At 71.2% G+C, this 25,729-nt stretch carries 25 protein-coding genes; 11 read left to right on the forward strand and 14 right to left on the reverse strand.

Annotation, left to right across the window (positions count from 1 at the left end; translation table 11 throughout):
• Positions 1-84: 84 nt before the first annotated feature.
• The gene (locus ACH4OW_RS02650) at positions 85-492 is read left to right on the forward strand and encodes a hypothetical protein (RefSeq protein ID WP_360122229.1); all 408 of its coding nucleotides are present in this window, start codon (positions 85-87) and stop codon (positions 490-492) included.
• A 104-nt stretch (positions 493-596) separates the two neighbouring features.
• On the opposite strand, the gene ACH4OW_RS02655 is transcribed toward ACH4OW_RS02650, so the two are convergent.
• Positions 597-1,979 carry a glycine--tRNA ligase gene (locus tag ACH4OW_RS02655; RefSeq protein ID WP_360122232.1) on the reverse strand — a complete coding sequence of 461 codons (1,383 nt, stop codon included), beginning with the start codon at positions 1,977-1,979 and terminating at the stop codon, positions 597-599.
• Between the two features lie 201 nt (positions 1,980-2,180).
• On the opposite strand from ACH4OW_RS02655, the gene ACH4OW_RS02660 reads away from it, so the two are divergent.
• The 4 genes from ACH4OW_RS02660 to ACH4OW_RS02675 all read left to right on the forward strand — a co-directional run bounded on the left by ACH4OW_RS02660 (position 2,181) and on the right by ACH4OW_RS02675 (position 5,480).
• Positions 2,181-3,152, forward strand: coding sequence for a metal ABC transporter substrate-binding protein (locus tag ACH4OW_RS02660; protein ID WP_398024359.1), 972 nt, complete (start codon positions 2,181-2,183; stop codon positions 3,150-3,152).
• Positions 3,153-3,231: 79 nt separating this feature from the next.
• Positions 3,232-4,044 (forward strand): metal ABC transporter ATP-binding protein, encoded by an 813-nt coding sequence (locus ACH4OW_RS02665; protein WP_398024360.1) that lies wholly within the window; start codon positions 3,232-3,234, stop codon positions 4,042-4,044.
• Between the two features lies 1 nt (position 4,045).
• Positions 4,046-4,954 carry an iron chelate uptake ABC transporter family permease subunit gene (locus tag ACH4OW_RS02670; RefSeq protein ID WP_360122241.1) on the forward strand — a complete coding sequence of 303 codons (909 nt, stop codon included), beginning with the start codon at positions 4,046-4,048 and terminating at the stop codon, positions 4,952-4,954.
• Positions 4,955-5,051: 97 nt separating this feature from the next.
• Positions 5,052-5,480 (forward strand): transcriptional repressor, encoded by a 429-nt coding sequence (locus ACH4OW_RS02675; protein ID WP_360122244.1) that lies wholly within the window; start codon positions 5,052-5,054, stop codon positions 5,478-5,480.
• A 72-nt stretch (positions 5,481-5,552) separates the two neighbouring features.
• Here the strand turns inward: ACH4OW_RS02675 and ACH4OW_RS02680 are convergent, their stop codons facing one another.
• The 4 genes from ACH4OW_RS02680 to leuA all read right to left on the reverse strand — a co-directional run bounded on the left by ACH4OW_RS02680 (position 5,553) and on the right by leuA (position 10,005).
• Entirely contained in the window at positions 5,553-6,368 is an 816-nt protein-coding gene (locus tag ACH4OW_RS02680) for an isoprenyl transferase (protein ID WP_360122247.1), read from the reverse strand.
• A gap of 78 nt (positions 6,369-6,446) precedes the next feature.
• Positions 6,447-7,193: a DNA repair protein RecO gene (gene recO, locus ACH4OW_RS02685; RefSeq protein ID WP_360122250.1), complete on the reverse strand. Its 747-nt coding sequence runs from the start codon at positions 7,191-7,193 to the stop codon at positions 6,447-6,449.
• Positions 7,194-7,251: 58 nt separating this feature from the next.
• A complete protein-coding gene (locus ACH4OW_RS02690; RefSeq protein ID WP_360122253.1) occupies positions 7,252-7,977 on the reverse strand; it encodes a TerB family tellurite resistance protein in 726 nt (241 codons plus the stop codon).
• 249 nt (positions 7,978-8,226) lie between these two features.
• A complete protein-coding gene (leuA, locus tag ACH4OW_RS02695) occupies positions 8,227-10,005 on the reverse strand; it encodes a 2-isopropylmalate synthase (protein ID WP_360122256.1) in 1,779 nt (592 codons plus the stop codon).
• Positions 10,006-10,307: 302 nt separating this feature from the next.
• Here leuA and ACH4OW_RS02700 point away from each other — a divergent pair, with 302 nt between their 5' ends.
• The 4 genes from ACH4OW_RS02700 to ACH4OW_RS02715 all read left to right on the forward strand — a co-directional run bounded on the left by ACH4OW_RS02700 (position 10,308) and on the right by ACH4OW_RS02715 (position 14,437).
• Entirely contained in the window at positions 10,308-11,372 is a 1,065-nt protein-coding gene (locus ACH4OW_RS02700; RefSeq protein WP_360122259.1) for a M4 family metallopeptidase, read from the forward strand.
• A gap of 74 nt (positions 11,373-11,446) precedes the next feature.
• Positions 11,447-11,713 carry a protealysin inhibitor emfourin gene (locus tag ACH4OW_RS02705; protein WP_360122262.1) on the forward strand — a complete coding sequence of 89 codons (267 nt, stop codon included), beginning with the start codon at positions 11,447-11,449 and terminating at the stop codon, positions 11,711-11,713.
• 82 nt (positions 11,714-11,795) lie between these two features.
• Entirely contained in the window at positions 11,796-13,181 is a 1,386-nt protein-coding gene (locus ACH4OW_RS02710; RefSeq protein WP_398024365.1) for a GH1 family beta-glucosidase, read from the forward strand.
• Positions 13,178-14,437 (forward strand): MFS transporter, encoded by a 1,260-nt coding sequence (locus ACH4OW_RS02715; protein ID WP_398024367.1) that lies wholly within the window; start codon positions 13,178-13,180, stop codon positions 14,435-14,437. Before ACH4OW_RS02710 ends, ACH4OW_RS02715 begins: the two co-directional genes overlap by 4 nt.
• Before the next feature lie 16 nt (positions 14,438-14,453).
• On the opposite strand, the gene era is transcribed toward ACH4OW_RS02715, so the two are convergent.
• The 5 genes from era to ACH4OW_RS02740 are packed head-to-tail and all read right to left on the reverse strand — an operon-like array spanning position 14,454 to position 20,870.
• The gene (era, locus tag ACH4OW_RS02720) at positions 14,454-15,401 is read right to left on the reverse strand and encodes a GTPase Era (protein WP_398024369.1); all 948 of its coding nucleotides are present in this window, start codon (positions 15,399-15,401) and stop codon (positions 14,454-14,456) included.
• A 54-nt stretch (positions 15,402-15,455) separates the two neighbouring features.
• Complete coding sequence (locus ACH4OW_RS02725; protein ID WP_398024371.1) at positions 15,456-16,721, reverse strand: cation:proton antiporter; 1,266 nt, start codon at positions 16,719-16,721, stop codon at positions 15,456-15,458.
• Positions 16,703-18,145, reverse strand: coding sequence for a cytochrome P450 (locus ACH4OW_RS02730; RefSeq protein ID WP_398024373.1), 1,443 nt, complete (start codon positions 18,143-18,145; stop codon positions 16,703-16,705). Before ACH4OW_RS02730 ends, ACH4OW_RS02725 begins: the two co-directional genes overlap by 19 nt.
• Entirely contained in the window at positions 18,142-19,233 is a 1,092-nt protein-coding gene (locus ACH4OW_RS02735) for an alpha-hydroxy acid oxidase (protein ID WP_398024375.1), read from the reverse strand. Before ACH4OW_RS02735 ends, ACH4OW_RS02730 begins: the two co-directional genes overlap by 4 nt.
• The gene (locus tag ACH4OW_RS02740) at positions 19,230-20,870 is read right to left on the reverse strand and encodes an NAD(P)-binding domain-containing protein (RefSeq protein ID WP_398024459.1); all 1,641 of its coding nucleotides are present in this window, start codon (positions 20,868-20,870) and stop codon (positions 19,230-19,232) included. Before ACH4OW_RS02740 ends, ACH4OW_RS02735 begins: the two co-directional genes overlap by 4 nt.
• 223 nt (positions 20,871-21,093) lie before the next feature.
• Here ACH4OW_RS02740 and ACH4OW_RS02745 point away from each other — a divergent pair, with 223 nt between their 5' ends.
• Positions 21,094-22,635, forward strand: a complete 1,542-nt coding sequence (locus ACH4OW_RS02745; protein WP_398024377.1) for a class I adenylate-forming enzyme family protein — start codon at positions 21,094-21,096, stop codon at positions 22,633-22,635.
• 23 nt (positions 22,636-22,658) lie between these two features.
• Here ACH4OW_RS02745 and ACH4OW_RS02750 read toward each other — a convergent pair whose 3' ends face one another.
• The 3 genes from ACH4OW_RS02750 to ACH4OW_RS02760 form a co-directional block, all read right to left on the reverse strand.
• Positions 22,659-23,012: a cytidine deaminase gene (locus ACH4OW_RS02750; RefSeq protein WP_398024379.1), complete on the reverse strand. Its 354-nt coding sequence runs from the start codon at positions 23,010-23,012 to the stop codon at positions 22,659-22,661.
• A 108-nt stretch (positions 23,013-23,120) separates the two neighbouring features.
• Positions 23,121-23,321: a DUF397 domain-containing protein gene (locus tag ACH4OW_RS02755; protein WP_398024380.1), complete on the reverse strand. Its 201-nt coding sequence runs from the start codon at positions 23,319-23,321 to the stop codon at positions 23,121-23,123.
• Positions 23,318-24,145 (reverse strand): helix-turn-helix domain-containing protein, encoded by an 828-nt coding sequence (locus tag ACH4OW_RS02760; RefSeq protein ID WP_398024381.1) that lies wholly within the window; start codon positions 24,143-24,145, stop codon positions 23,318-23,320. Before ACH4OW_RS02760 ends, ACH4OW_RS02755 begins: the two co-directional genes overlap by 4 nt.
• A gap of 394 nt (positions 24,146-24,539) precedes the next feature.
• Between ACH4OW_RS02760 and ACH4OW_RS02765 the strand changes: the two genes are divergently transcribed.
• On the forward strand, positions 24,540-24,866 hold the full coding sequence (locus ACH4OW_RS02765) for a hypothetical protein (RefSeq protein ID WP_398024383.1): 327 nt from the start codon (positions 24,540-24,542) through the stop codon (positions 24,864-24,866).
• Positions 24,867-24,870: 4 nt separating this feature from the next.
• On the opposite strand, the gene ACH4OW_RS02770 is transcribed toward ACH4OW_RS02765, so the two are convergent.
• Positions 24,871-25,650, reverse strand: a complete 780-nt coding sequence (locus tag ACH4OW_RS02770) for a helix-turn-helix domain-containing protein (protein WP_398024384.1) — start codon at positions 25,648-25,650, stop codon at positions 24,871-24,873.
• Between the last annotated feature and the right edge of the window lie 79 nt (positions 25,651-25,729).

Here is a 25,729-nt window from a genome sequence, read left to right on the forward strand (position 1 = left end):
CGTTACTGACTGTGCCCTCCCGAGGCGCGAGAGTCGGGATGAGCCCGAAGGACGGGTTCGTATCGGCCCGGAAGAGGCTCACTCATGGCGCTCATCGCCTTCGTCCCGCCTTGTGCGACCCGCCCGTTCAGCGTGGCGGCGAGCCGCCGTACGTGGGCGGGGCGGGTGCTGACGGGGGCCGGGCTGGCCCTGCTGCCGTGGATGGGCTACCTCGCGTCGACCCTGCCGCCCGCCGAGGCGGCGGCCTGGGTGGCGCTGGACGCGGTCGAGGCGGCGTGCCTGCTGACTGCCGGTGCCCGGCTGATGAGCGGGCAGCCCGGACACCGCGTCGCCGCTGCGGTGGCCGCGGTACTGCTGGCCGCCGACGCGTGCGTCGACGTGGCGACGGCCGGGCCGGGCAGCGAGCTGGCGGGCGCCCTGGCCATGGCGGTCGGGGCGGAGCTGCCGCTGGCGGTGCTTTGTGTGGCGCTCGCGGCACGGGCGGGACGGTGACGGGCCGCGAATACCGCGGAAAACGGACGCCGGCCGGGCTGGAAGATACCAGCCCGGCCGGCGTCCGTGTCCGTCTTTTCAGTGCGGCGGCGCCCCGCGAAGGGTCAGCAGCCCAGCAGACGCCCGCCCAGGTACGACTGGATCTGGTCCAGCGACACCCGCTCCTGCTTCATCGTGTCGCGCTCGCGCACGGTGACCGCGTTGTCGTCCAGGGTGTCGAAGTCGACGGTGACGCAGAACGGCGTGCCGATCTCGTCCTGGCGGCGGTAGCGGCGGCCGATGGCGCCCGCGTCGTCGAAGTCGATGTTCCAGTTCTTGCGCAGGTCCGCCGCCAGGCCCTTGGCCTTCGGGGAGAGCTGCGGGTTGCGGGACAGCGGCAGGACGGCGACCTTGACCGGCGACAGGCGCGGGTCGAGGCGCAGCACGGTGCGCTTCTCCATCTTGCCCTTGGCGTTCGGGGCCTCGTCCTCGTTGTACGCGTCGAGCATGAAGGCGAGCATCGCGCGGCCGACACCGGCCGCCGGCTCGATGACGTACGGGGTGTAGCGCTCGCCGGCCTCCTGGTCGAAGTACGACAGGTCCTGGCCGGACGCCTTGGAGTGCGAGGACAGGTCGTAGTCCGTGCGGTTGGCGACGCCCTCCAGCTCGCCCCACTCCGAGCCGCCGAACTGGAAGCGGTACTCGATGTCGGCGGTGCGCTTGGAGTAGTGCGAGAGCTTCTCGGCGGGGTGCTCGTACCAGCGGATGTTCTCCTCGCGGAGGCCGAGGTCGCGGTACCAGTTGTACCGCTGCTCCATCCAGTACTCCTGCCACTGCTCGTCCTCGCCCGGCTTGACGAAGAACTCCATCTCCATCTGCTCGAACTCGCGGGTGCGGAAGATGAAGTTGCCGGGCGTGATCTCGTTGCGGAAGGACTTGCCCATCTGCGCGATGCCGAAGGGCGGCTTCTTGCGGGAGGTCTGCTGGACCTGGGCGAAGTTGGTGAAGATGCCCTGGGCGGTCTCGGGGCGCAGGTACGCGACGGAGCCGCTGTCCTGGGTGGGGCCGAGGTGGGTGGAGAGCAGGCCGGAGAACTGCTTGGGCTCGGTGAACTGGCCCTTGTTGCCGCAGTTCGGGCAGTTGACGTCGGTCAGGCCGTTCTCGGGGAGGCGGCCGTGCTTGGCCTCGTACGCCTCTTCCAGGTGGTCCGCGCGGAACCGCTTGTGGCAGGCGGTGCACTCGGTGAGCGGGTCGGTGAACGTCGCGACGTGGCCGGAGGCCTCCCAGACCTCGGGGGCCAGGATCACCGACGAGTCGATACCGACCACGTCGTCGCGCGAGGTGACCATGGAGCGCCACCACTGGCGCTTGATGTTCTCCTTGAGCTCGACGCCGAGCGGACCGTAGTCCCAGGCGGCGCGCTGGCCGCCGTAGATCTCACTGCACGGGTATACGAAGCCACGGCGCTTGCTCAGGCTGACGATTGTGTCGATCTTGTCGGCGGCCACGGTGCTCTCTTCATTGCGACGACGAACGATTAATAGGAGCGGCGCCCTGGCGCCTCCTCGGGGGGGTGGTGGTCGGGAGGCGGGCGGGCGAATAGCTCAGGTTACCGGCGGCCCTGCCCCCCGGATCAAATCGGTTCCCCGGCAGCCGCCCGTGAGACCCCTTGTTGACAATCGTTTCCACTTTTGTTGAAAATGAGTGTCATGAACGTACGACGTCACATACCTACCGCTCTCATAGCCGGAGCCTCCGTCCTCGGCATGTTGGCCCTGTCCGCCTGCTCCGACTCCGGCAGCGGCAACAAGAGCGGCAAGCTCGCTGTGACGGCGTCGTTCTACCCGATGGAGTACCTCGCCAAGGAGATCGGCAAGGACCACGTACAGGTCACGGACCTGACCTCGCCGGGCACCGAGCCGCACGACCTGGAGCTCACCCCCCGGCAGACCGCCGATCTCGGCAAGGCGGACGCGATCCTCTACCTCAAGGGCGTCCAGCCCGCCGTCGACCAGGCCGTCGAGCAGGCCGGCGTCGAGCACACCGTCGACGCGGCGTCCCTCACCCAGCTGAAGAAGCACGGCGCCGAGGTCGGCGGCCACGACGAGGGCGACGACCACGAAGGCCACGACCACGGCCACGGCCACGAGGCGGACGGCAACGACCCGCACATCTGGCTCGACCCGGTGAAGTTCGCCCAGGTCGCCAAGGGCGTCGGCAAGGCGTTCGCGGAAGCCGACCCCGCCCACCAGGCCGACTACGCCCGCAACACCGACGACGTGGTCAAGAAGCTCGACGACCTGGACAAGAAGTTCGCGGCCGGGCTCAAGAACAAGAAGTCGGACACCTTCATCACCACCCACGCCGCCTTCGGCTACCTCTCGGAGCGCTACGGCCTGACCGAGGAAGCCATCAACGGCATCGACCCCGAGGCGAGCGACGTCAGCGGCAGCCGCATGAAGGAGCTGCAGAAGCTCGCCAAGGAGCACGGCGTCGACACGGTCTTCTTCGAGACGCTCACCAACCCCGAGATGGCCAAGACGCTCGCCAGGGACCTCGGCGTGAAGACCGACGTGCTCGACCCCATCGAGGGCATCACCGAGAAGTCCAGGGGCAAGGACTACGTCCAGGTCATGGAGTCCAACCTCGCGGCGCTGCAGAAGGCGCTCGGCGCCAAGTGACCGGGCGGGCGACGCGGCCGCGGGCGCGGCGGGCCGAGCGGCGGGACGAACACGTACGGCACGACGGGAGGACCCGGGCATGACGGACCAGGACACGGTCATATCGCTGCGCGCGGCGGGCGCGGCGCTCGGCGCACGCACCGTACTGCGCGGCGTCGACCTGACCGTACGGCGCGGCGAGGTGGTGGCCCTGCTCGGCGCGAACGGCTCCGGCAAGTCCACCGCCGTCCGCGCGGTGGTCGGGCAGGTGCCGCTGACCAGCGGCGAGCTGGAGCTGTTCGGCACCCCGCAGCGCCACTTCAAGGACTGGTCGCGCATCGGGTACGTGCCGCAGCGCACGACGGCGGCGGGCGGCGTCCCCGCCACCGTCCGCGAGATCGTCGCGTCCGGCCGGCTCTCCCGTACGAAGCTGCGGTGGCCCGGCAAGGCCGACCGGGACGCCGTCCACCGGGCGCTGGACCTGGTCGGCATGGCGGACCGCGCCAGGGACTCCGTCGACGCGCTCTCCGGCGGCCAGCACCAGCGGGTGCTGATCGCCCGCGCGCTGGTCGCCAGGCCCGAACTGCTGATCATGGACGAGCCGATGGCCGGCGTGGACCTGGCCAGCCAGGAAGTGCTGGCCGAGACGCTGCGGGCACAGGTCGCCGCGGGCGCCACCGTGCTGCTCGTACTGCACGAGCTGGGCCCGCTGGAGCCGCTGATCGACCGCGCGGTGGTGCTGCGCGACGGCTGCGTGGTGCACGACGGCCCTTCCCCAAGCTCTCAGCTTCGTTCGAGCAGGGGAGGCCCCAATCCCGAGGCGGCCGGCCAGCATGCCCTGCCGGGCCACGACCACGTCCACCCGCACGCGGACCCGGCCGCCGAGCCGGTCAGGACAGGACTGCTGAGCTGACATGGACCTTTTGACCTACCCCTTCATGCAGCGCGCGCTGCTGGCCGCCCTCCTGGTCGGCCTCACCGCGCCCTCCGTCGGCGTGTACCTCGTCCAGCGCCGCCAGGCGCTCATGGGCGACGGCATCGGCCACGTCGCGCTCACCGGCGTCGCGCTCGGCTTCCTGCTCCAGGCGTCGCCCGTGTGGATGGCCGTGGTGGTGGCCACGCTCGGCGCGATCGCCATGGAGCTGGTGCGCGCGTACGGCAAGACGCGGGGCGACATCGCGCTGGCGATGCTCTTCTACGGCGGCATGGCCGGCGGCGTGATGATCATCAATCTGGCGCCCGGCGGGTCCACCGCCAACCTCACCAGCTACCTCTTCGGCTCGATCAACAGCGTGTCGTCCGATGACGTCGTCGCGACCGCCATCCTGGCCGCCTTCGTGATGGCCGTCACGCTCGGCCTGCGCCGGCAGCTGTTCGCCATCTGCCAGGACGAGGAGTTCGCCCGGGTGATGGGTCTGCCCGTACGGGTGCTGAACCTGGTGCTGGCGGTCACCGCCGCGCTGACCGTCACGGTCGCGATGCGCGCCGTCGGCCTGCTGCTCGTCAGCGCGCTGCTGGTGGTGCCGGTCGCCGCCGCCCAGCAGGCCACCCGCGGCTTCGCGATGACCCTCGCGCTGTCCGTCGCCATCGGTGTGGTCGTCACCCTCTCCGGTACGGTCTTCTCCTTCTACGTGAACGTGCCGCCCGGCGCGAGCATCGTGCTGCTGGCCATCGTGGTCTTCGCGGGCATGGCTGCTTTGGCCGCGCCATTGGCCAAAAAGCGCGCGCGGGCCGCCGCCGAGGACGCCAAGCAGTGCACTCTGGATCTGCCCGGCAGCCGCTCCCCCGGTGACGACGTCAGCGTGCCGGGTGCCAAGGGGTAGGCATTGGTGTAAGCGTCGCCCCCGGGCTCTGGTCATCACCTGGCACAATGGCCGGACTGATGTGCAGGGGGACGTCCCGAGACCTAGGGAGGCAACGGTGGCGAGCACGGGATCTCCGGTGCGCGGCCGGTCGACACGGCAGCGGGCCGCCGTCGCGGCGGCACTGGACGAGGTGGACGAGTTCCGCAGCGCGCAGGAGCTGCACGACATGCTCAAGCACCGGGGGGACTCGGTCGGGCTGACCACGGTCTACCGGACGCTGCAGTCGCTCGCCGACGCGGGCGAGGTGGACGTGCTGCGGACCAACGAGGGCGAGGCGGTCTACCGCCGGTGCAGCACCGACGACCACCACCATCACCTGGTCTGCCGCAACTGCGGCAAGGCCGTCGAGGTGGAGGGCCCGGCCGTGGAGAAGTGGGCGGACCAGATCGCCGCCGAGCACGGCTTCCAGGACGTCGGGCACACCATCGAGATCTTCGGTACGTGCGGCGAGTGCGCGGCCAAGGCGGCTGCCGGCTCCGCGTGACACCGGCGCGAACGCGAAGCGGCCGGGCCCCCACGAAGGGGCCCGGCCGCGTTCGTATGCCTGGCTCCCGCGCTAGGACTGCGCGGGCTGCGCCTCAGGTGCGGCGCCGAACCGGCGGTCCCGCTTGGCGTATTCGAAACAGGCGTCCCACAGGTTCCGCCGGTCGAAATCGGGCCAGAGAATGTCCTGGAACACCATCTCGGCGTAGGCGCTCTGCCAGATCAGGTAGTTGGACGTGCGCTGCTCGCCCGACGGCCGCACGAACAGGTCCACGTCCGGCATGTCCGGGTAGTACATGTACTTGGCGACGGTCTTCTCGTTGACCTTCGACGGGTCCAGCTTCCCGGCCCGTACGTCGGCGGCGATGGCGGCCGCCGCGTCCGCGATCTCCGCCCGGCCGCCGTAGTTGACGCAGAAGTACAGCGTCATGGCGTCGTTGTCCTTGGTCTGCTCCTGGGCGACCTGGAGTTCCTGCACCACGGACTTCCACAGCTTCGGCATCCGGCCGACCCAGCGGATGCGGATGCCCAGGGCGTCCATCTCGTCGCGGCGGCGCCGGATGACGTCGCGGTTGAAGTTCATCAGGAAGCGCACCTCTTCGGGCGAGCGCTTCCAGTTCTCGGTGGAAAAGGCGTACAGCGACAGGTTCTTGACGCCCATCTCGATGCAGCCCTTGAGCACGTCCAGGACGACGCCCTCGCCGACCTTGTGGCCCTCGGTACGGGGCAGGCCGCGCTCCTTGGCCCAGCGGCCGTTGCCGTCCATGACGACCGCCACGTGGTTCGGGACGAGTTCGCCGGGAATCTTCGGCGGACGCGCACCGGACGGGTGCGGCTCGGGCGTCTCGTATTCGCGTCGGCCGCGCCCCAGAATTCCGCGTCGTGCCATCCGGTCCACATCTCCTATGCGTAGTGCGTGGTGCGCTCGTGTCCGAGCCGGTGCTCGCCCCCGAGCTGCTGAGCCTATCTACTTCTCTACGTACCGCAGCGAGCGCAGGCCGCGCTCCAGATGCCAGTGCAGATACGCCGCCACGAGCCCGCTGCCCTCCCGGACGTGCCGGGGTTCGCAGGCGTCCGCGGTCGCCCAGTCGCCGGACAGCAGCGCCGCCAGAAGACCGATGGCCTCGGAGGAGGGTACGACGCTTCCCGGCACCCGGCAGTCGCCGCACACCACGCCGCCCGAACCCACGGAGAAGAAACGGTTCGGGCCCGGCAGGCCGCACTTGGCACAGCCGTCGAAGCTGGGCGCGTAACCGTTGACCGCGAGCGAACGCAGCAGGAAGGCGTCCAGGACCAGATGCGGCTCGTGCTCGCCGCGCGCGAGCGTGCGCAGCCCGCCGACCAGCAGCAGGTACTGCTGTACGGCCGGCTCGCCCTCGTGGTCGGTGAACCGCTCGGCGGTCTCCAGCATGGCCGTACCGGCGGTGTAGCGGGCGTAGTCGGTGACGATGCCGCCACCGTAGGCGGCGATGCTCTCACTCTGCGTACACATCGGCAGCCCGCGCCCGACCAGCTCGCCGCCGCGCGCGTAGAACTGCACGTCGACATGGGAGAACGGCTCCAGCCTGGCGCCGAACTTGGACTTCGTGCGGCGCACACCCCGGGCCACCGCCCGTACCCGGCCGTGACCGCGCGTGAGGAACGTGATGATCCGGTCCGCCTCGCCCAGCTTCTGGGTGCGCAGCACAATGCCGTCATCGCGGAACAGACTCATGCGGTCCATTCTCGCGCACGCGGCGGGGCCCCCGGTCCGGGCCCGCCCCGCACCGCCCTCAGGACGGTGTGCGGGCGGCGGCCAGCAGGCGGGCGGTGTCGTCCGGGCACAGCAGGAGCGCCGCGCCGACGGTGGTGAGGACCTCCCGCTCGGACGGCAGGTACGGGCCGTCGGCGAGGGCGATGCGGGCCCCCTGGAGGAGCAGCGCCTCCCGGCCGGTCGGCGCGAGGTGCGGGGCCAGCGGCTCCAGGGCCTCGTGCAGCTCTATGGCCAGCGCCGTGCCGCACGGGTCCAGGCCGCCGCCGGGCCGGCCGACGCCCCCGGAGGAGGAGCGCGACAGGGCGCCGTCGTGCGCGCCGGGCAGCCGCCCGGTGTCGGCGGCGAGCGCGGCGAGCAGGGTCAGCAGCTGATCCTCCGTACAGTCCGCGAAGCCCGCGGCGCGCACCGTCCCCACGGCGGTGGCGCGCACCCCCGGCGAGGCCGTGCCGCCCGCCGCCAGCACGGCCAGCGTGACGGTGTGCACGGCGTCCCTGAGCATCGCCGAGAAGCGCGTCGTGGTGGGGTGGTCCAGCGCGTCCAGGCCGAAGTGGCCGCGGCAGGCGGAGCATTCGACGACCGGGCCCGCGGTGCCGCGCGGCAGCAGCGGCACTCCCAGGACGGTGAGACGGCGGCGGCCGGTCCGCCGGAGGTAGTTGCGGTCCCCGCCGCACTCGGGGCAGAAGAACTCGCCGTCGGCGACGGTGCGCCAGGACGTCCGCACACCCATCACAGCCAGCTTGTGCATCACGTCGACCCTCCGTAACGCTTCGGCATCTTTGCCGCGTTGACGTGATGTTAGCCACATCCGCGAGGCGCCGTCAGTAGCTCGGACCGGACAAGACGGCCGTTTAAACCGGTTGAACAGCCAAGCGCCCCCCGGCGCTCGCGGAAGAGCCGGGGGGCGCCGGACGCGTCGCAGGTCACGGCCGGTGGGTACCACGGACGGCGGAACGGCCGGCGGGCCGGCGCCGCCCGCGGCGGACCAGTGCGGTGATCAGCGGCTCGCGCGGTTGACCGCGGAGACGGCCGCCTTGATCGAGGCGCGCACGATGTTGCCGTCGATGCCGACGCCCCACAGCACCTTGTCGCCGATCGCGCACTCGATGTACGCGGCGGCCTGGGCGCCGACGCCCTCGCTCATCGTGTGCTCGACGTAGTCCAGCAGCCGTACGTCCACGTCGATGGCGTGCAGCGCGTCGAAGAACGCCGCCAGCGGGCCGTTGCCGGTGCCGGTCAGGACCGTGTCGGCGCCGTCCACGACCGCCTCGACGGTCAGCGCGTCGGTGCCCTCGGTCGTGGTGGAGGTCTGCGCGCTGCGCAGCGCGATCCGGCCCCAGGCGTTCTCCGGGGTCGGCAGGTACTCGTCCTGGAAGACGGACCAGATCGCGTCCGGCGTGACCTCGCCGCCCTCGGCGTCGGTCTTGCCCTGGATGGTCTTGGAGAACTCGATCTGCATCCGGCGCGGCAGGTCCAGCTTGTGGTCGTTCTTCAGGACGTACGCGATGCCGCCCTTGCCGGACTGCGAGTTGACGCGGATCACGGCCTCGTAGGAGCGGCCGACGTCCTTGGGGTCGATGGGCAGGTACGGGACGGCCCACTCCAGGTCGTCCACGCTCTTGCCCTGCTCGGCGGCCTGGACCTCCATGGCCTCGAAGCCCTTCTTGATGGCGTCCTGGTGGGAGCCGGAGAAGGCGGTGTAGACCAGGTCGCCCGCGTACGGGTGGCGCGGGTGGATCTCCATCTGGTTGCAGTACTCGGCGGTCCGGCGGATCTCGTCGATCTGCGAGAAGTCGATCTGCGGGTCCACGCCCTGGCTGAACAGGTTCATGCCCAGGGTGACCAGGTCGACGTTGCCGGTGCGCTCGCCCTGGCCGAACAGGCAGCCCTCGATACGGTCCGCGCCGGCCATGATCGCCAGCTCGGCGGCGGCCACCGCGGTACCGCGGTCGTTGTGCGGGTGCACGGACAGGCAGATGTGCTCGCGCCGGGACAGGTTGCGCGACATCCACTCGAAGCGGTCGGCGTGCGTGGAGGGGGTGGAGCGCTCGACGGTGGCCGGCAGGTTCAGGATGATCTCGCGGCCCGCCTCGGGCTGCCAGACGTCCATGACGCCCTCGCAGACCTCCAGCGCGAAGTCCAGCTCGGTGTCGGTGAAGATCTCCGGGCTGTACTGGTAGCCGAAGGCCGTCTCCGGGCCCAGGATCTTCTCCGCGTACTCCACGACCAGCCGCGTGCCGTCCACCGCGATCTGCTTGACCTGCTCGCGCGAGCCGCGGAAGACCACCCGGCGGAAGACCGGCGCGGTGGCGTTGTACAGGTGGACGGTGGCCTTGCGGGCGCCGCGCAGCGACTCCACGGTCCGCTCGATCAGCTCCTCGCGTGCCTGGGTCAGGACGGAGATCGTCACGTCCTCGGGGATCGCGTCCTCTTCGATGATCGAGCGTACGAAGTCGAAGTCGGTGGCGCCCGACGAGGGGAAGCCGACCTCGATCTCCTTGTAGCCCATCGTGACCAGCAGGTCGAACATCTCGCGCTTGCGGGCCGGCGACATCGGGTCGATCAGCGCCTGGTTGCCGTCGCGCAGGTCGGTGGAGAGCCAGCGGGGGGCCACGGTGATGCGGTTGTCCGGCCAGGTGCGGTCGGGGATGTCCACGGCCTCGTAGCCGCCGTAGCGGTGCACCGGCAGGCCGGAGGGCTTCTGGGCGTGGGTGGCGTTGGTGACGGGCGTGGGGCGGCCGACGGAGTTCTCAGCAGGAATCGACGGATTCGTCATGGTGGCGCGGGGCTCCTCGTTTGTCCGCGGGGGAAGAGGCCGACGGGGCGAAAATCGCAGCACCGAATCCCGCGGGGAGGGGGTCGGCCTACGACAACAGACCCTCGCCGCGGCAGCTAAGGAGAAGCAGCCCGTAACGCATGATGCACCGCACCTTAGCCGAGGTGACGCGGAGATCGCGGTCCCGTATCAGTATGCGGGACCGGGCGGATCTAACCCCCAATCTGCGATCTACCACACGTTTTCAGGAATCATGACGGCAGGGAGTGACACGCCCGTGACCCAGTGCCACATTGCCGTGCATGAACCCTGAAGCCACTCCGGCCCACCCGGTCTTCTGCACGATCGTGCCGCCCCACGTCCTCGACCACCTCTCGCAACTGGAGGACGCGGGCCGCTCCGAGCGCGCCCTGCGCACCCTGGAGCACGACGCCCTCCAGCGCACCCGCCGCCGCATCACCACCGTCCGCGGCCTCGGCGCGCCCACCGGCGCCCCGTCGGACAAGCCGAACCGCACCATCTACGACGCGCGGCACCTGGAGACGCTGCCGGGCAAGAAGGTGCACTCGGAGGCCGACAAGCCCTCGAAGGACGCCTCCGTCAACCGCGCGCACGCGGGCCTCGGCGCGACCTTCGACCTGTACTTGAAGGTCTACGGCCGGCACTCCATCGACGACTCCGGCCTGCCGCTGAACGCGACCGTCCACTACGGCGAGAACTACGACAACGCCTTCTGGGACGGCCAGCGCATGGTCTTCGGCGACGGCGACAACGACCTGTTCCTGGACTTCACCATCCCCGTCGACGTCATCGGCCACGAGCTGACCCACGGCGTCACCCAGCACACCGCCAACCTGGACTACTTCGGCCAGTCCGGCGCGCTCAACGAGTCCATGTCGGACGTCTTCGGCTCCCTGATCAAGCAGTACGCGCTCGGCCAGAACGCCTCCCAGGCCGACTGGCTGATCGGCGCCGGGCTGCTCGGCCCGAACGTCACCGGCGAGGCGCTGCGCTCGATGAAGGCCCCTGGCACCGCGTACGACGACGACGTCCTCGGCAAGGACCCGCAGCCCGCGACGATGGACCACTACGTCAAGACCTCGCGCGACAACGGCGGCGTGCACATCAACTCCGGCATTCCCAACCACGCCTTCTACCTGCTCGCCACCGACCTCGGCGGCAACGCGTGGGAGCGGGCCGGCAAGATCTGGTACGCCGCGCTGACCGGCGGCGAACTGGACAAGGACGCGCAGTTCGCCGACTTCTCGCGCCTGACGGTCGCCACCGCACGGACCTTGTACGGTGACGGCGAGGAAGTGCAGTCCCTCCTCAAGGCATGGTCGCAGGTGGGCCTCCCCACGGGCTGACCCCTCGGACCGACCCCGCGCAGTCTGGCCCGTTCCGTCCGTTTCCCCGAGCCCCACTGGGTAGGAAGCCCGTCATGCGAATCCAAGTTCGACGCACCGGCGGCTTCGCCGGCATCGAGCGGTTTGCCGAGGTGGACACCTCCGGCCGCCCGGATGCCGCGGAATGGCACACTCTGGCCGAGCGGGCAGCCGCCGCCGGCCGGGGCACTCCCCCGGTAGGCGTCCCAGACGGTTTCAGCTACCAGATCACCATCGACGGCGACACGGTCTACGCCTCCGACCCCCGCCTCACCGAGGAGCAGCGCAAACTGATCACCAGGGTGCTCAAGGAAGGCAGCTGACCCGGACGCCCGGCCGGCGGCCAACTCCCGTTCCGTGCAAGCCCCTTGACACCCGTACGCGGCGGTAACCAGGATCCGGCGCATGAACGCGTCGTCCGTGTCGTCCGGATCCCCGCCGTGTCCGCTGCCGCGCTTCCCCGCGGGGTTCCTGTGGGGGGTGTCCACCTCCGCGTACCAGATCGAGGGGGCGGTGGACGAGGACGGGCGGGGGCGGTCCTCGTGGGACGTGTTCGCGGGTGAGCGCGGGCGGATCAAGGACGGGTCGGACGCCCGGGTGGCGACCGGGCACTACCACCGGTACCGCGAGGACGTGGCGCTCATCAAGGAGCTGGGCGTCGGCGCGTACCGGTTCTCCGTCGCCTGGCCGCGGGTGATGCCGGACGGCGGCCCTGCGGTCAACGCGGCGGGGCTGGACTTCTACGACCGGCTGGTCGACGAGCTGTGCGCGGCGGGCGTGCGGCCCGTGCCGACGCTCTTCCACTGGGACACCCCGCAGGCCGTCGAGGCGGCGGGCGGGTGGCTGGAGCGGGACACGGCGCGGCGGTTCGCGGCGTACGCGGACGCGGTGGCGGCGCGGCTCGGGGACCGGGTGGACCGGTGGATCACGCTCAACGAGCCCGCCGAGCTGACGTTGCTGGGGTACGGGCTGGGGCAGCACGCGCCGGGCAGGCGGCTGGGGTTCGAGGCGCTGCCCGCCGCGCATCACCAGTTGCTCGGGCACGGGCTGGCCGTACAGGCGCTGCGGGCGCGGGGCGCAAGCGGTATCGGCATCGCCAATTCGCACGGGCCGACCTGGGCCGCGTCGGAGTCGGCCGCCGACCGGGAGGCGGCCGGGCTCTACGACCTGCTGCTGAATCGATTGTTCGCGGAGCCGGTGCTGCTGGGGCGCTACCCGGAGGAGGAGCTGACGGCGGCGCTGCTGTCCGGCCCGGTGGACGAAGACCTCAAGGTCATCGGTACGCCGCTGGACTGGTACGGGATCAACTACTACCAGCCGACGAAGGTGGGGGCACCGGACCCGGAGGCCACCGGCTCCGCCGGCTTCGCGGGGATCGAACTGCCGCCGGGGCTGCCGTTCGCGCCGCGCGAGATCGCGGGCTACCCGCAGACGGACTTCGGCTGGCCGGTGGTGCCGGCGGCGCTGACCGAGCTGCTGACCGGGTTCCGCGACCGGTACGGCGACCGCCTGCCGCCCGTGGTGATCACCGAGAACGGCTGCTCGTACGAGGGCGTCGAGGACCGGGAGCGGATCGCCTTCCTGGACGCGCACCTGCGGGCCCTGCACGACGCGATCGCCGCCGGGGTCGACGTACGCGGCTACTTCGTCTGGTCGCTGCTGGACAACTTCGAGTGGGCCGAGGGGTACGCCCGGCGCTTCGGGCTGGTGCACGTCGACTACGGCACGCTGGCCCGCACCCCGAAGACCTCCTACCGCTGGCTGCGGGACGCGCTGCGGGCCCAGCGGTGACCGGCGCGGGGGCCGCGGGCACGCCCGGGGCCCTCGCCGAGCCGGCCGTGCGGGTGGGCCGCGGCTGGACCGCGGCGCTCGCGCTGGCCAACGGGGCGGTCTGGGTGGGCTGGTACGGGCCGATCCAGATCCTGCTGGCCCTCCAGGCGGCCGAGCTGGCGCCGCCGGGCACGTCCAAGGAGGCGGTGCTCGCGTGGGTGACGGGCCTGGGCGCGGCGGTCTCGCTGGTCGCCAACCCGCTCTTCGGCGCGCTGTCGGACCGTACGGCCTCGCGCTTCGGACGCCGTACGCCGTGGATCGCGGCCGGTGTCCTCGGCGGCGCTGCGGCGCTGTGCCTGCTGGCGGCCGCCCGGAGCGTGGCCGCGATGGCGGCCGGGTGGTGTCTGGTGCAGCTCGCCCTGAACGCCGCGTTCGCCGCGGTCACCGCGGCCGTGCCGGACCGTGTACCGCACCTCCAGCGCGGCACGGTCGGCGGCTGGCTGGGCGCGGCGCAGTTCCTGGGTGTGGTGGCCGGTACGGGCCTGGCGTCCGCCGCCGGCGGCATCGCGGCGGGCTACGCGGCCTGCGCCGCCTTCACGGTGCTGGCCACCCTTCCGTACGTGCTGCGCTACCGGGACCTGCGGATCGGGCCCGGCAACCGGCCGCCGTTCGCGTGGCGGGCCTTCCTCGCCGGGTTCTGGATCAGCCCGCGCCGCCACCCCGACCTGGCCTGGGCGTGGCTGACCCGCTTCCTGGTCAACCTCGGCAACGCGATCGCGCTGCTCTACCTGCTGTACTACCTGCGCGACGTGCTGCACCGGCCGCACCCCGAGGACGGCGTGCTCGTGCTGACGGCCGCCAACGGCGTGATGCTGCTCGCCACGGTCGTCGTCGGCGGGATCCGGTCGGACCGTACGGGCCGCCGCAAACCGTACGTGCTGTGGGCGGGCGTGATCATGGCGGGGGCCACCGCCCTGCTCGCCGCCTGGCAGACCTGGACCGGCGCGCTCGTCGCCGCCGCGCTGCTGGGCGTCGGCTTCGGCGTCTTCACGTCGGTGGACTTCGCGCTGATGACGGACGTGCTGCCGGCCGCCGCCGACCGGGCCCGTGACCTCGGCATCATCAACATCGCGAACTCGCTGCCGCAGGTGGCCGCCCCCGCGCTGGCCGCGCCGATCGTGACGTACCTGGGCGGCTACCGGGTGCTGTACCTGGTGGCGGCGGGCATCGGGCTGGCGGGGGCGCTGCTGGTGCGGCGGATTCGCGGCGTGGAGTGAGCGGGTCCGGCGGGGCTCAGAAGCCCAGCTTGCGCAGCTGCTTCGGGTCGCGCTGCCAGTCCTTGGCGACCTTCACGTGCAGGTCGAGGAAGACCGGCGTGCCGAGCAGCGCCTCGATGTGCTTGCGGGACTTCACGCCGACGTCCTTGAGCCGCTTGCCCTTGGGGCCGATGATGATGCCCTTCTGGCTGGGCCGCTCGATGTAGACGTTGGCGTGGATGTCCAGCAGCGGCTTGTCCGCCGGGCGGTCCTCGCGCGGCAGCATCTCCTCGACCACGACGGCGATGGAGTGCGGCAGCTCGTCCCGTACGCCTTCGAGCGCCGCCTCGCGGATCAGCTCGGCGACCATGACCTGCTCGGGCTCGTCGGTGAGGTCGCCCTCGGGGTAGAGCGGGGGGCTCTCGGGGAGCATCGGGACGAGCAGGTCGGCGACCAGCTGCACCTGCTTGTCACCGACTGCGGACACCGGGATGATCTCCGCCCACTCGATGCCCAGCTCCCGGCCCATCTGGTCGACCGCGAGCAGCTGCTCGGCGAGCTGCTTGGAGTCCACCAGGTCGGTCTTGGTGACGATGGCGATCTTCGGGGTCTTCTTGATCCCGGCCAGCTCGCCCGCGATGAAGCGGTCGCCGGGGCCCAGCTTCTGGTCGGCGGGCAGGCAGAAGCCGATCACGTCGACCTCGGCCCAGGTGGTCCGCACGACGTCGTTGAGCCGCTCGCCGAGCAGGGTGCGCGGCTTGTGCAGGCCCGGGGTGTCGACCAGGACGAGCTGGGCGTCCGGGCGGTGCACGATGCCGCGCACGGTGTGCCGGGTGGTCTGCGGGCGGTTGGAGGTGATCGCCACCTTCGTGCCGACCAGAGCGTTCGTGAGGGTCGACTTGCCCGCGTTGGGGCGGCCGACGAAGCACGCGAAGCCGGCGCGGTGCTGGGCGGAGGACTCTGTACGAACGCTCATGGCGCCCATTGTCCCCGATCGGCACGACGGCGCCGACCACGGTGTCCCCGTACGGGCCGCCGGTCAGGGAACGGCGCCGACCCGCTCGGCGGGGGCCCCGGCCGTGCGGCGGGCGTCGATACGGTCCCACAGGGTCAGCATCGGGGTGGCCATCACCGTCGTCACCAGCGCGACCACGACCAGCACCGCGAACATCGACGGGGTCACGATGCCGGCCGCCAGCCCGATGTTGATCGCGATGAGCTGCATCAGGCCCCGCGCGTTCATCAGCGTGCCGACGCGCAGCGCGACCGCGCCCTCCTCGCCGGCCAGCCGCGCCGCCAGCCAGCAGGCGCCCAGCTTGCCGAGGACGGCGAGGACGACGCAGCCCGCGGTGAACAGCAGCAGGCCCGGCGCGGCCAGCAGCGCGAAGTCGGTGTTCAGGCCCGAGTAGGTGAAGAACAGGGGCAGGAAGACGATCCGGCTGATCGGCCCGAGCGCCGCGATGGCCCGGTCCACCGCCTCGGAGCGCGGGAAGACCACGCCCAGGCTGAACGCGCCGAAGACGGCGTACAGGCCGATGCGGTCGGTGTACCAGGCGGCGAGGAAGAGCGCGATCACGGTGATCAGCAGCAGCTCGTCGGGGTGGCGGCGGTCCGCCAGGCCCGCCATGCGGTTCCCGGAGCGGGCGAGCAGGGCGAGCACGGCCACCAGGACGGCGGTCCCGCCGAGGGCGAGGACCAGCGGCCCGGTGCCGCTGCCGGCCATGCTCAGCACCCCGGCGAGCAGCACCCACGCCAGCGCGTCGTCAACCGCGCCGGACGCCAGGGACAGCGAGCCGAAGCGGGTGCCGGTCAGGCCGCGCTCGGTGATGATGCGGGCCATCATCGGGAACGCGGTGATGGCCAGGGTCACGCCGACGAACAGCGCGGACACCGCGACGGACACGCCCGCCGGGAAGACGTCGACCCGGTCGTGGACGGCGTAGGTCAGGCCCACGCCCATCGCGAGCGGTACGAAGATGCCGGCCGCCGAGATCATCGCGGCCGGCTTGGCCACCGTACGGACGGGGGCCGAGCGGAACTCGTACCCGGTCTGGAACATGAAGACGACCAGGCCGATCTGCCCGGCGACGTACAACGCCGGCCGCAGTTCCTGGGGAAAGAGGGCCGTCTCCACGCCGGGTGCCAGCAGCCCGAGCACGGACGGCCCGAGCACCACCCCCGCGACCATCTCGCCCACCACGGGCGGCTGGCCCAGCGCGCGCAGGGCCCGGCCGACCAGCCGGCAGACGAGCAGGATGACGACGACGGCCAGGAAGAAGACCGGCCCTAACTCCGTGGTGGACATGGCGGAACGTCCTTCGTCTCGCGGGGAGGTTCGGCGGAACCGGACGGCAGCGGGACGCCCTGGGTGTCGTGGGCGGCGAAGTAGCGCTCGGCCGGACGCAGGCGGCGGGCGTCCAGCACCATCCACGTACCGAGGACGAGCTGGGCGCCGCTGCGCCAGACGTCCTCCCACCGGTCGCGCACCCGCAGGAAGACTCGGGCGGCGAGCAGCCGGTGGCGCGGCAGCGGGCGGTCGCGCCGGACCAGCAGGCAGGGGGCGCGGTGCGGGATGGACCGGGTGTGGGCGACGGTGGAGTGGAGGGTGAAGCGGCGCAGCACCTCGCGGGTCGCGGCGTGCATGGCCAGCGGCGCCGGCCGCCAGGCCGGGCAGGGCCGGTTGGCGGCGACCCCGAACGGGATGTGGTGCTGGCGCCTGGCCACCAGGCGGTCCCAGCGGGCGGGGTCGAAGACGTCCGGGTCGGTGTAGCCGGTGGCGTGGTACTCGGGGTAGTTGAAGCACAGCACCGAGCCGGCCGGGATGACCTTGCCGGGGCCGAGCGGTATGTCGTCCGTGCTGATGCGGTGGGCGACGCCGAAGAGCGGGTAGAGCCGCAGGGTCTCGTTGAGGACGTTGGTGAAGTACCGGTCGTCGTCCGGCGCGTCCGCCAGGGCCTGCTGGACCTCGGGGTGCTGGGCCAGCGCCAGGAGCAGGTGGGCCATGGCCTCCGACATCTGGACGACGGCCGTGTTGAAGAACGTGCCCTGGAGGTAGTACGCCTGCTCCTGCGGCGTGAGGCCGCCCGGCAGGTGGGGCGGGGGTACGTGTCCGGCGTCGATGCGCCGCCGCAGGTAGCGGGTGAGGCGGGAACGGCGGGCCAAGTGGCGCGGCCGGGTGCATTTCAGGGCGTTCACCACGTCCTCGGCGTTGGCCACGATGAGGCGCCGGGCGTCCGGCGGGCACGGTTCGCGGAAGACGAGTCCGTAGAAGAACTCCGCCCACACCGGCATCATCAGGTCCCGCAGCCGGACGAACGCGGCGCGTCCGGTGACCAGTTCGTCGAGGACGGCGGCGGTACGGCCGGCCGCGGCCGCCGTCAGCTCCCGGCCGGGGCCGGCGAGCACGGCGAGGGTGGTGCGGGCGACCTCGTCGTAGCGCGGGCCCTCCTCCAGGTGCTCCTGGTGGATCTCGGGGCCGGGTGCGAGCCAGTACCAGAAGAGGTCCGAGAGGGCGGCGCCCCGGCTGCGTCCGTTGGCGGCCGGGTGGGAGTAGATCTCCTGGAAGCGTTCGGCCGGGACGTCCGCGTTCGGGAAGGCGATGCCCTCGTCGCCGTTGATCCGGGCGAAGAGCGCGACACGGGCCGCGACGACGGTACGCGGCAGCCAGTACGGGACGGAGAGGACGGCGGCGCCGGCGGTGAGCAGCCGGGCGGTCCGGAAGCGGCTCATCCGCCCTCCCCGGTCCGTACGCTCCCCCGCGCGACCACGAGGTCGGGCCCGAGGTCCGCCGTACCACTGCCACCGCACAGCGCCAGTACGTGGTCGAACTCCGCGCGCAGCAGCTCCAGTACGTACCGGACGCCGTCCTCGCCGTCCGCGGCCAAGCCCCACAGCACCGGGCGGCCGACGCCGACGGCCGACGCTCCCAGGGCGAGGGCCACGGCGACGTCGGAGCCGCGGCGGACCCCGCCGTCCAGCAGCACCGGCACCCGGCCCGCGACGGCCGCGACGACCGCGGGCAGCGCCTCGACGCTCGCCGGGGCGGCATCGAGCTGCCGGCCGCCGTGGTTGGAGACCAGCAGGCCGTCGATGCCCTCGGCGACGGCGAGCCGGGCGTCCTCGGGGTGCAGGACGCCTTTGAGCAGGACCGGCAGGCGGGTCAGCGCGCGCAGCCGGCGCACGTCGTCCCAGGAGAGCGCCGCTGACATGGCGATGGCGCGGGGGCGGTCGCCGTCGGCGCCGGGCAGGCCGCGCATGTTCTCGGCGGCCAGCCCGTCGGGCAGGTCGTCGAAGCCGTGCCGGGCGTCGCGCTCGCGGCGGCCGAACACCGGCGAGTCAACCGTGACGACCAGCGCGGAACACCCGGCCCGCTCCGCCCTGCGGACCAGCTCGGCGGTGACCTCCGGCTCGGGCTGCGGGTACAGCTGGAACCAGACGGCCGCCTCCGGGTCGACGGCACGGGCGGCGGCGGTGACCTCGGCCACCGGCACGGTCGCGGCCATGCCGGTGACCAGGACCGTGCCGGCCGCCGCGGTCGCGCGGGCGGTGGCGGTCTCGCCCCGCGGGTGGACGAGACGGTGGAAGGCGGTCGGCGAGACCAGCACCGGCATCGCGAGGCGGTCGCCGCACAGCGTCACGGACAGGTCCCGGTCGGCGGCGCCGCGCAGGACGCGCGGCAGCAGGGCGAGCCTGCGGAACGCCGCCTCGTTCTCGCGCAGCGCCGTCTCCCCTCCGGCGCCCCCGGCGATGAAGTCGTACACCGGCGCTTCGAGCCGTTCGCGTGCCCGCTCGTGCAGGTCGGAGAGGGTGGGGATCACGGCCGGACCGCCGGGGACGGGGCGTCGAGCCGGTCGCGCAGGAAGGTCCGCAGGGGCGTGCGGTGGACCTCCTCGCTGTCCCACTCGTTCTCCAGGTTCTCGGTGAGGTGGTGCTCGGCGGTCGCCTTTCCGGGCGCGGCGCCGTCGAAGGAGCGGACGACCGGGTGCAGATAGCGGCCGTCGAGGCCGGTGGTGTCCTGCTGGGAGACGCGGCCGGCGGTGATGTCGAACGGGTTCACCTTGTCGTGGCCCTCGCCGTATTCGAGGGTGACGGTGAAGTAGCGGCCGACGTCGCCGAAACGGCCCTCCGCGACGGCGGTGTGCAAGTGGTCGACCGGAACCTCTTCGCAGTAACGGACCGCCCCGTTCCGGCCTTCCCGGCCTTCCCGGCCTTCCCGGCTTTCCCTGTCCTCCCCGTCCACGAGCACCGCGTCGGCGAGGAAGCCGAACATCTGCCACAGCGCGGAAGTGCGGTTGACGCGGGCGACGACGGCGTCGGCGACCGCCTCCGCGGTGGCGGGCAGGCCGCGGGCGGGCCAGGGGCGGCCGTGGTAGCGCGCTTCGAGGATGCGGTGCAGGGCCCGTACGCCGTACCGGAAGCCGTGGATGAAACCACTGGTGGATTTCTTGAAATCGCGTACCTGGGTGATGGTGCCGGCGAAGTACAGGCCGGGGACGTTCGTGGATTCCCAGGCGTCGGTCTGGTCCGGGAAACGGTCGTTGATCGTGAGTTCCGGCCGGCAGTCGGGGGCGAATATGGAAGGATCGAAGCGGAATCCGGTGGCGAGAATGACCCGGTCGTAAACGATGTCCTTGACGACCTCCTGCACCCGGGAAAAGGACACCGATACCACGTACGTGCCGTCCGGCTGCTGCCGTATACGCAGGATGTGCCCGTCCAGCAGCGCGTTCTGCGATTTCAGCTGGTAGGTGTCGAGGAAGTTGTTGTTGACGGCCCGCAGGTGCCCGACGAAATGGGTCTGCCAGGCGAGCTTCAGCGAACCGGGCCCGGCCACGTGGATGACCGCGGCGGTCTCGACGAGGTTGTCGGCGGTCTCGAAGGCGGAGTTGCCGCGGCCGATGATCAGCACCCGCTGCCCGGTGAAGTCCGCGGGGGCGGTGGTGACCTCGTCGTAGCGCTCGGCCGTGTGCACCCCCTCGATGTCGGGCAGATACGGGAGCCGGACGCCGGTCGCCACGATGAGCCGGCGGGCGCGGTAGGTGTTGCCGTCCTGGTCACGGGCGAGGAAGTCGCCGGGCGAGGCGCCCCCCTGCCGGGTGATCCCGGTGACGCGGGTGCCGTACCGGACGCGCAGCCGGTGGGCCGCGGCGAAGTCGGCGAGATAGCCCACCATGTCCTCGGCGTCGGGGAAATAGCGCGGGGTGCGGGCGGTGAACAACGGCGCGCCCTCGTCGGAGAGCAGCGAGTTCCAGTCGGTGCGCAGGTTCAGCTCGGGATCGTCCCAGCCGGTGTGCACCTTGTTGATCGAGATGAGCTTGCGATGGCGGGGAAAGCGGGTGAAAAACGTGCCGGCAGCCGGCCCTGACTCCACGATGAGATAACTGCGACCGGCCTGTTGCAGGAAATATCCGGCTTGTAATCCCGCGGGACCCGCGCCGATCACGAGATAGTCCATCGATTCTTCGTTACTCACGCAATTCTCCTGTCACCCGAGAGGTCTGGAGATGGAGCGGAACCCGACAGTACTTGAGCCTTAAAGAACGACACCAGGCCGCGCTTTCGTGACATGCATCACAGTCATTTCCGGGTTTGCGAGTACGCTACGGAAGCCAGTGTCGGAAGGCCCGGGATTTTTACCCGGCGCAGCCTTCTGTCACGGCCACAGGAGCGGATGCGAAATGAACCAGCCGGAAGCAACCCCATTCCCGCAGCCCCTCGTCGATGCCTTCCGCCGGCAGCCGGACGTACCCGCGTTCGAGCACCGGGGACGCGCCGTGCCGCGCGGCGAGATCCTGGAACTGACCGCCCGCTGCGTGCGCGGGCTGCGCAACGAAGGCGTCGGCCCCGGCTCCTCGGTCGCGGTGGCCACCGGCGTCACCCCCGAGGCGTTCGCCCTGCACATCGCCGTCCACCTGCTCGGCGCCCGCCTGACCGGCCTACGCCCCGGACTGCCGCCGCGGCACCTCGCACGGATCCTGGCGGACGGCGTCGACATCCTGGTGCGCGACGAGCCGTCGGACACCGGCGAACTCCGCGCCGCGGCCACCTCCGTACGCCAACTCGCCTTGGAGTACGACCTGTTACGCCCCCTTTCGGCCGCCGCTCCCGACGACCTCGTGGCCCGGGGCCGCCCGGACGACCTCGCCCTGATCACGCTGACCAGCGGCAGCACCGGGCGGCCCAAGGGGTGCGCACACACCTACCGCAGCCTGACGCACAGTTGGTCGTGGCAGCCGGCCCGCCGGACCGCGCGCACCGCCGCGCTCGCCGACGCCTACGCGCGCTTCCTGCTCTTCGGCACCCTCAGCAGCGCGGTGATCTTCGAGCATCTGGGCCTGTGCCTGCTGGGCGGCGGCACCGCCGTCATCCCCGACCCGCCGCCGTCCTTCCCGGAGGTCTTCGCCCGGCACCGCGTCACCGCCTGCCTGCTGACCGTCCCCCGGCTGCACCACATCCTGAACAGCCTGCGCACCAGCCCCACGGACACCACGAGCCTGCGCGCCCTGCTCGTCGCCGGATCCCCCCTGGCACCACACCGGCTCGCCGAAGCCACCGAACGGCTCGGCCCCGTCGTCCATCAAGGCTACGGACAGACCGAAACCGGCATGCTCACCCTGCTCACCCCCGGCGACCTGGCCCGATGGCCGAAAACGGCGCCCGCCACGGTCGGGCGGCCCCTGGACGGGGTGGCGATCAGCGTGCGCGACCCGGCCGACGGCACACCGCTCCCCGACGGCACGGCCGGGGAGATCTGGGTCCGTACGGACGGAGCGCTGGCCGGCTACTGGCAGGACGAGGCGGAGACCCGCGCGGTACTGCGCGACGGCTGGGTGCGCACCCGCGACCTCGGCCACCTCGACGAAAACGGCCTCCTGCGGCTGACCGGCCGCACCCGCGAGGTGATCATCATCAACGCCGTCCTGCACTACGCCGGCGCGATCGAAACGGCCCTCGCCGGACACCCGGACGTGGACCAGGCGTACGTCGTGGGCGCACTGGACGAACAGACGGGCGAAGCCGCCCACGCGTTCGTCGTGCCCACGACGGCGGCCCGGCCCGACCTCGCGGCGCTCCGCACGCACGTAGCCGCCGAACTGGGCGAGGCCAGCGTGCCCGCCACCATCACCGTCATACGGGACGTACCAATCGCCACAAGCGGCAAGCCCGACAAGCAGGCACTGCTGGCATCACTCGGCAAACGCAACACCGAAGACGCGTAGGCGAGCCCTCAGCCCCTGTTCCGTCAACCCGCCTGGACGGTGGCTTGCAGCGTGCCGTCCGGACCCGCGACCAGCACCGGCGTCCCAGCGCCGCCCAGGTCCCGCACAGCCGCGCGGTCCTCCTCCGAGGCCGTCGGCGCCTCGGTCACCACGGCGGCCGCCTCCAGCGACTGCGCGCCACTCGCCACAGCCATCGCCACCGCCGTACGCAACGCGCTGAGCTGCAACGATTCCAGGGCAACGGTGCCGGCTACGTAGGTACGCCCGGTCTCGTCGCGCACGGCGGCCCCCTCCGGCACCCCGTTACGGGCGCGCGCGGAACGGGCCAGCGTGATGATCTTGCGGTCTTCCGGGTCCAGCGGTGCGGCTTCGCTCATACGGGCGAGCATATGCGGCGACCGGGCGCCGGGCACGAGGGGGCAAGAAAGAGCCCCGCCGCTCGCGGGGAGCGACGGGGCCGATCGGCCGGCCGGTCGGCCGAGAGTTCAGACGGCCGTCTGCCGAGCGAACCGCACCAGTCCGACCCACGCACCCGGCGTGAGCGTCAACTGCGGACCGTTCGGAAGCTTGGAGTCACGGACCGGAACCACACCACACGAAGCGGCAAGGTTGGTGGCGACCTCGATGCACTGACCGCCGTTGTTGCTGTACGAGGACGTGAACCATTGCGCGTTTTCGGTCGTCACAAGGTGCCCTTTCGTAACGTGCTGATAATGGCCACCGTCTCCGCTTGAGAGGGGGCTTCAGCCTGTAGCTGATGGTAGGCCGTCAGCGTCGGTAGTACGAACGTGCTTTCCCGTTCCAGGTGGCCCCGTTGAGCGGATTCGGCGTACGACATGAGCGAGCGGTCCGGCAGCGTCAGAACCGTTACGGGAAGATCGAACGGGCGGCGGGCGCCCATGTCGAACGGCGCCATTTGCAGCACGGTGTGCGGGAGTTGGGCAAATGCCAGCAAACGCGCGAACTGGGCCTCCATGACGGAAGGCCCGCCGATGGGGCAGCGGAGGCAGCTTTCGTCGAGGACCGCGATCACCCATGGCGGGGGCGTGCGTTCCAGGGTGGCTTGCCGTTTGGCGATGAGGGCGACTCGCTCTTCTGCTTGCTCTTCTGTGATCGATCCCCGCTTCACCGCACTCTCCGCGAGAACCGTTGTGTACTCCGGTGTCTGGAGAAGGCCAGGGATGACACCCACCTCATAGAGCCGGATCTCCGCCGCTCGCGCCTCGTGTCTCACGTACTCGGGGAATCCCTCCAACAGCGCGCTGTGACGCACCGCCCGCCCCTCGCGTTCGAGCTGATCGCCCGTGCCGAGCACTTTGTCGGCTCCTGCTGAGAAACGAGCGGTTGGAGGACGCCGGCCAGTTTCGATGGCAGAAATGTGCGTCCCCGAGTACCCCATGCGCTGGCCCAGTTCCTCCTGCGTCCAACCACGCACATCCCGCAACGTGCGCAAACGGTCGCCGAAGCGCGCTTCCGGTGAGCGGTCGGGTTCCAACTCTTTTCGATTCAACTGCGGTCACCCAACTCCCCGTGCAATGCCTGCAAGTTGAAGAGGTACCGACTGTAGAGCACGCTGAACACCTCCGATAGCGGAATCACTACGGAGAAGTGAGAACCCGCCCCGCCACCCCGAAAAAACAAGGAGGTACGGCAGGTGACGCAGCCACCAGAGGCGAAAAAACCGAACGACAGTCCGCCGTCAGCACTTACGCCCCCCGCGTCGGAGCTGGAACCGGTAGTTCACGTCAGTTGCCGTACCTGCCGTGCGGCGGGGCTGGGCCGGGCGCTGGCCCGGCTACAGAAGCGCGCGGTCTCGCTTCGTGCCTACAACCGGATCATTGCCGGGCACCCGCACCGGAGCGGTACGTGATCCGGCGACCCGCAACGAAAAGTGGTGAGAATCAGTGACCGGCTCCGCGCGCGAGGAATTTCGTTGCGCCATGGAAACCCACGGCGCAGACGGGATGCTCCTGATGCGCACCAGCGGCGGATCACCTGCCGCCCTCAACCCCCTGCCCCGGCTCACAGGCGAGATGGAAGTCACGGTTGAGTGCACCACCTTGGTCGATGGCAAGAGCAAGAAATGCGGGAGGAAATCCGGGCCCTGGATGACCGTTCTTCCTGCGCGCGCGTGGGCCCGGGCGCATGCGGAAGTGACCGGGCATGGGGATTTTGCGGAGTGTGCCTGGTCGCGTCTTGTGGTGTTCTTGGCCGTTGAGGGGGCGGTGTGACGCGTCAATTCAAGCGGCCGAAATAGGCCGACGGTGTGGTGCCCAGTGATCGGCGGAACATGGCTGTGAAAGCGCTGGGGGTTGCGTAACCGAGGGCGGTGGCTACGGCTGTGACGGGGGTGTCTCTGGCGAGGAGGGTGACCGCGTGGACCAGCCGGGCCTGCTGTACCCAGCGGGCCGGGGTCATTCCGGTCGCGGCTCCGAATCTGCGGTGCAGGCTGCGTGGGCTCAGGTGGGCGTGGGCGGCGGCGCGTGGGGTCGTCCAGTCGTCTCCCGGGCTGCGCCGGATCGCCGCGCAGAGGCCGGCCAGCCGGGGGTCGTCCGGCGCCGGCAGGTGCAGGGCCGGTACGGGGCGCGGCGCGAGTTCGTGGAGGAGGAGGGCCATTACCCTGCCGTCGCGACCCTCCTCGTCGTACTCCAGCGGCAGCCGCGTGGCCTCGTCGATCAGCTCGCGCAGCAGCGGGGACACGGAGACGACGGTGGGGGCGGCGGGGAGGCGCCAGGCCGTCTGCGGCTCGATGTAGAGGGTGCGCATGGCGACGGCGCCCGCGCAGGTCATGGCGTGGGTGAGGCCGGCGGGCACCCATACGCCGCGGGTCGCGGGGACCACCCACACGCCGTGCCCGGTGGCCACCGAGATGGCGCCGGTGGTGCCGTAGATCAGTTGGGCGCGGGGGTGGTGGTGGTCCGGGATGTGGTGGCCGTCGGGGAGGTCGCGGGCCATGGCGGCGACCGGTCTGGGGACGCGCTGGTAGTCCTCCCGGTTCTCGCTCTTCCCGTACACGGCGTCCTCCGCCCTCCGTCCTCCGCCTTCCGCCCTCCTGTGGCTGCCTCGACGTCCACGCCCCGGCAGGAACACAGGT

It is taken from the genome of Streptomyces sp. NPDC017056 (genome assembly GCF_044332485.1).
GTDB lineage: Bacteria > Actinomycetota > Actinomycetes > Streptomycetales > Streptomycetaceae > Streptomyces.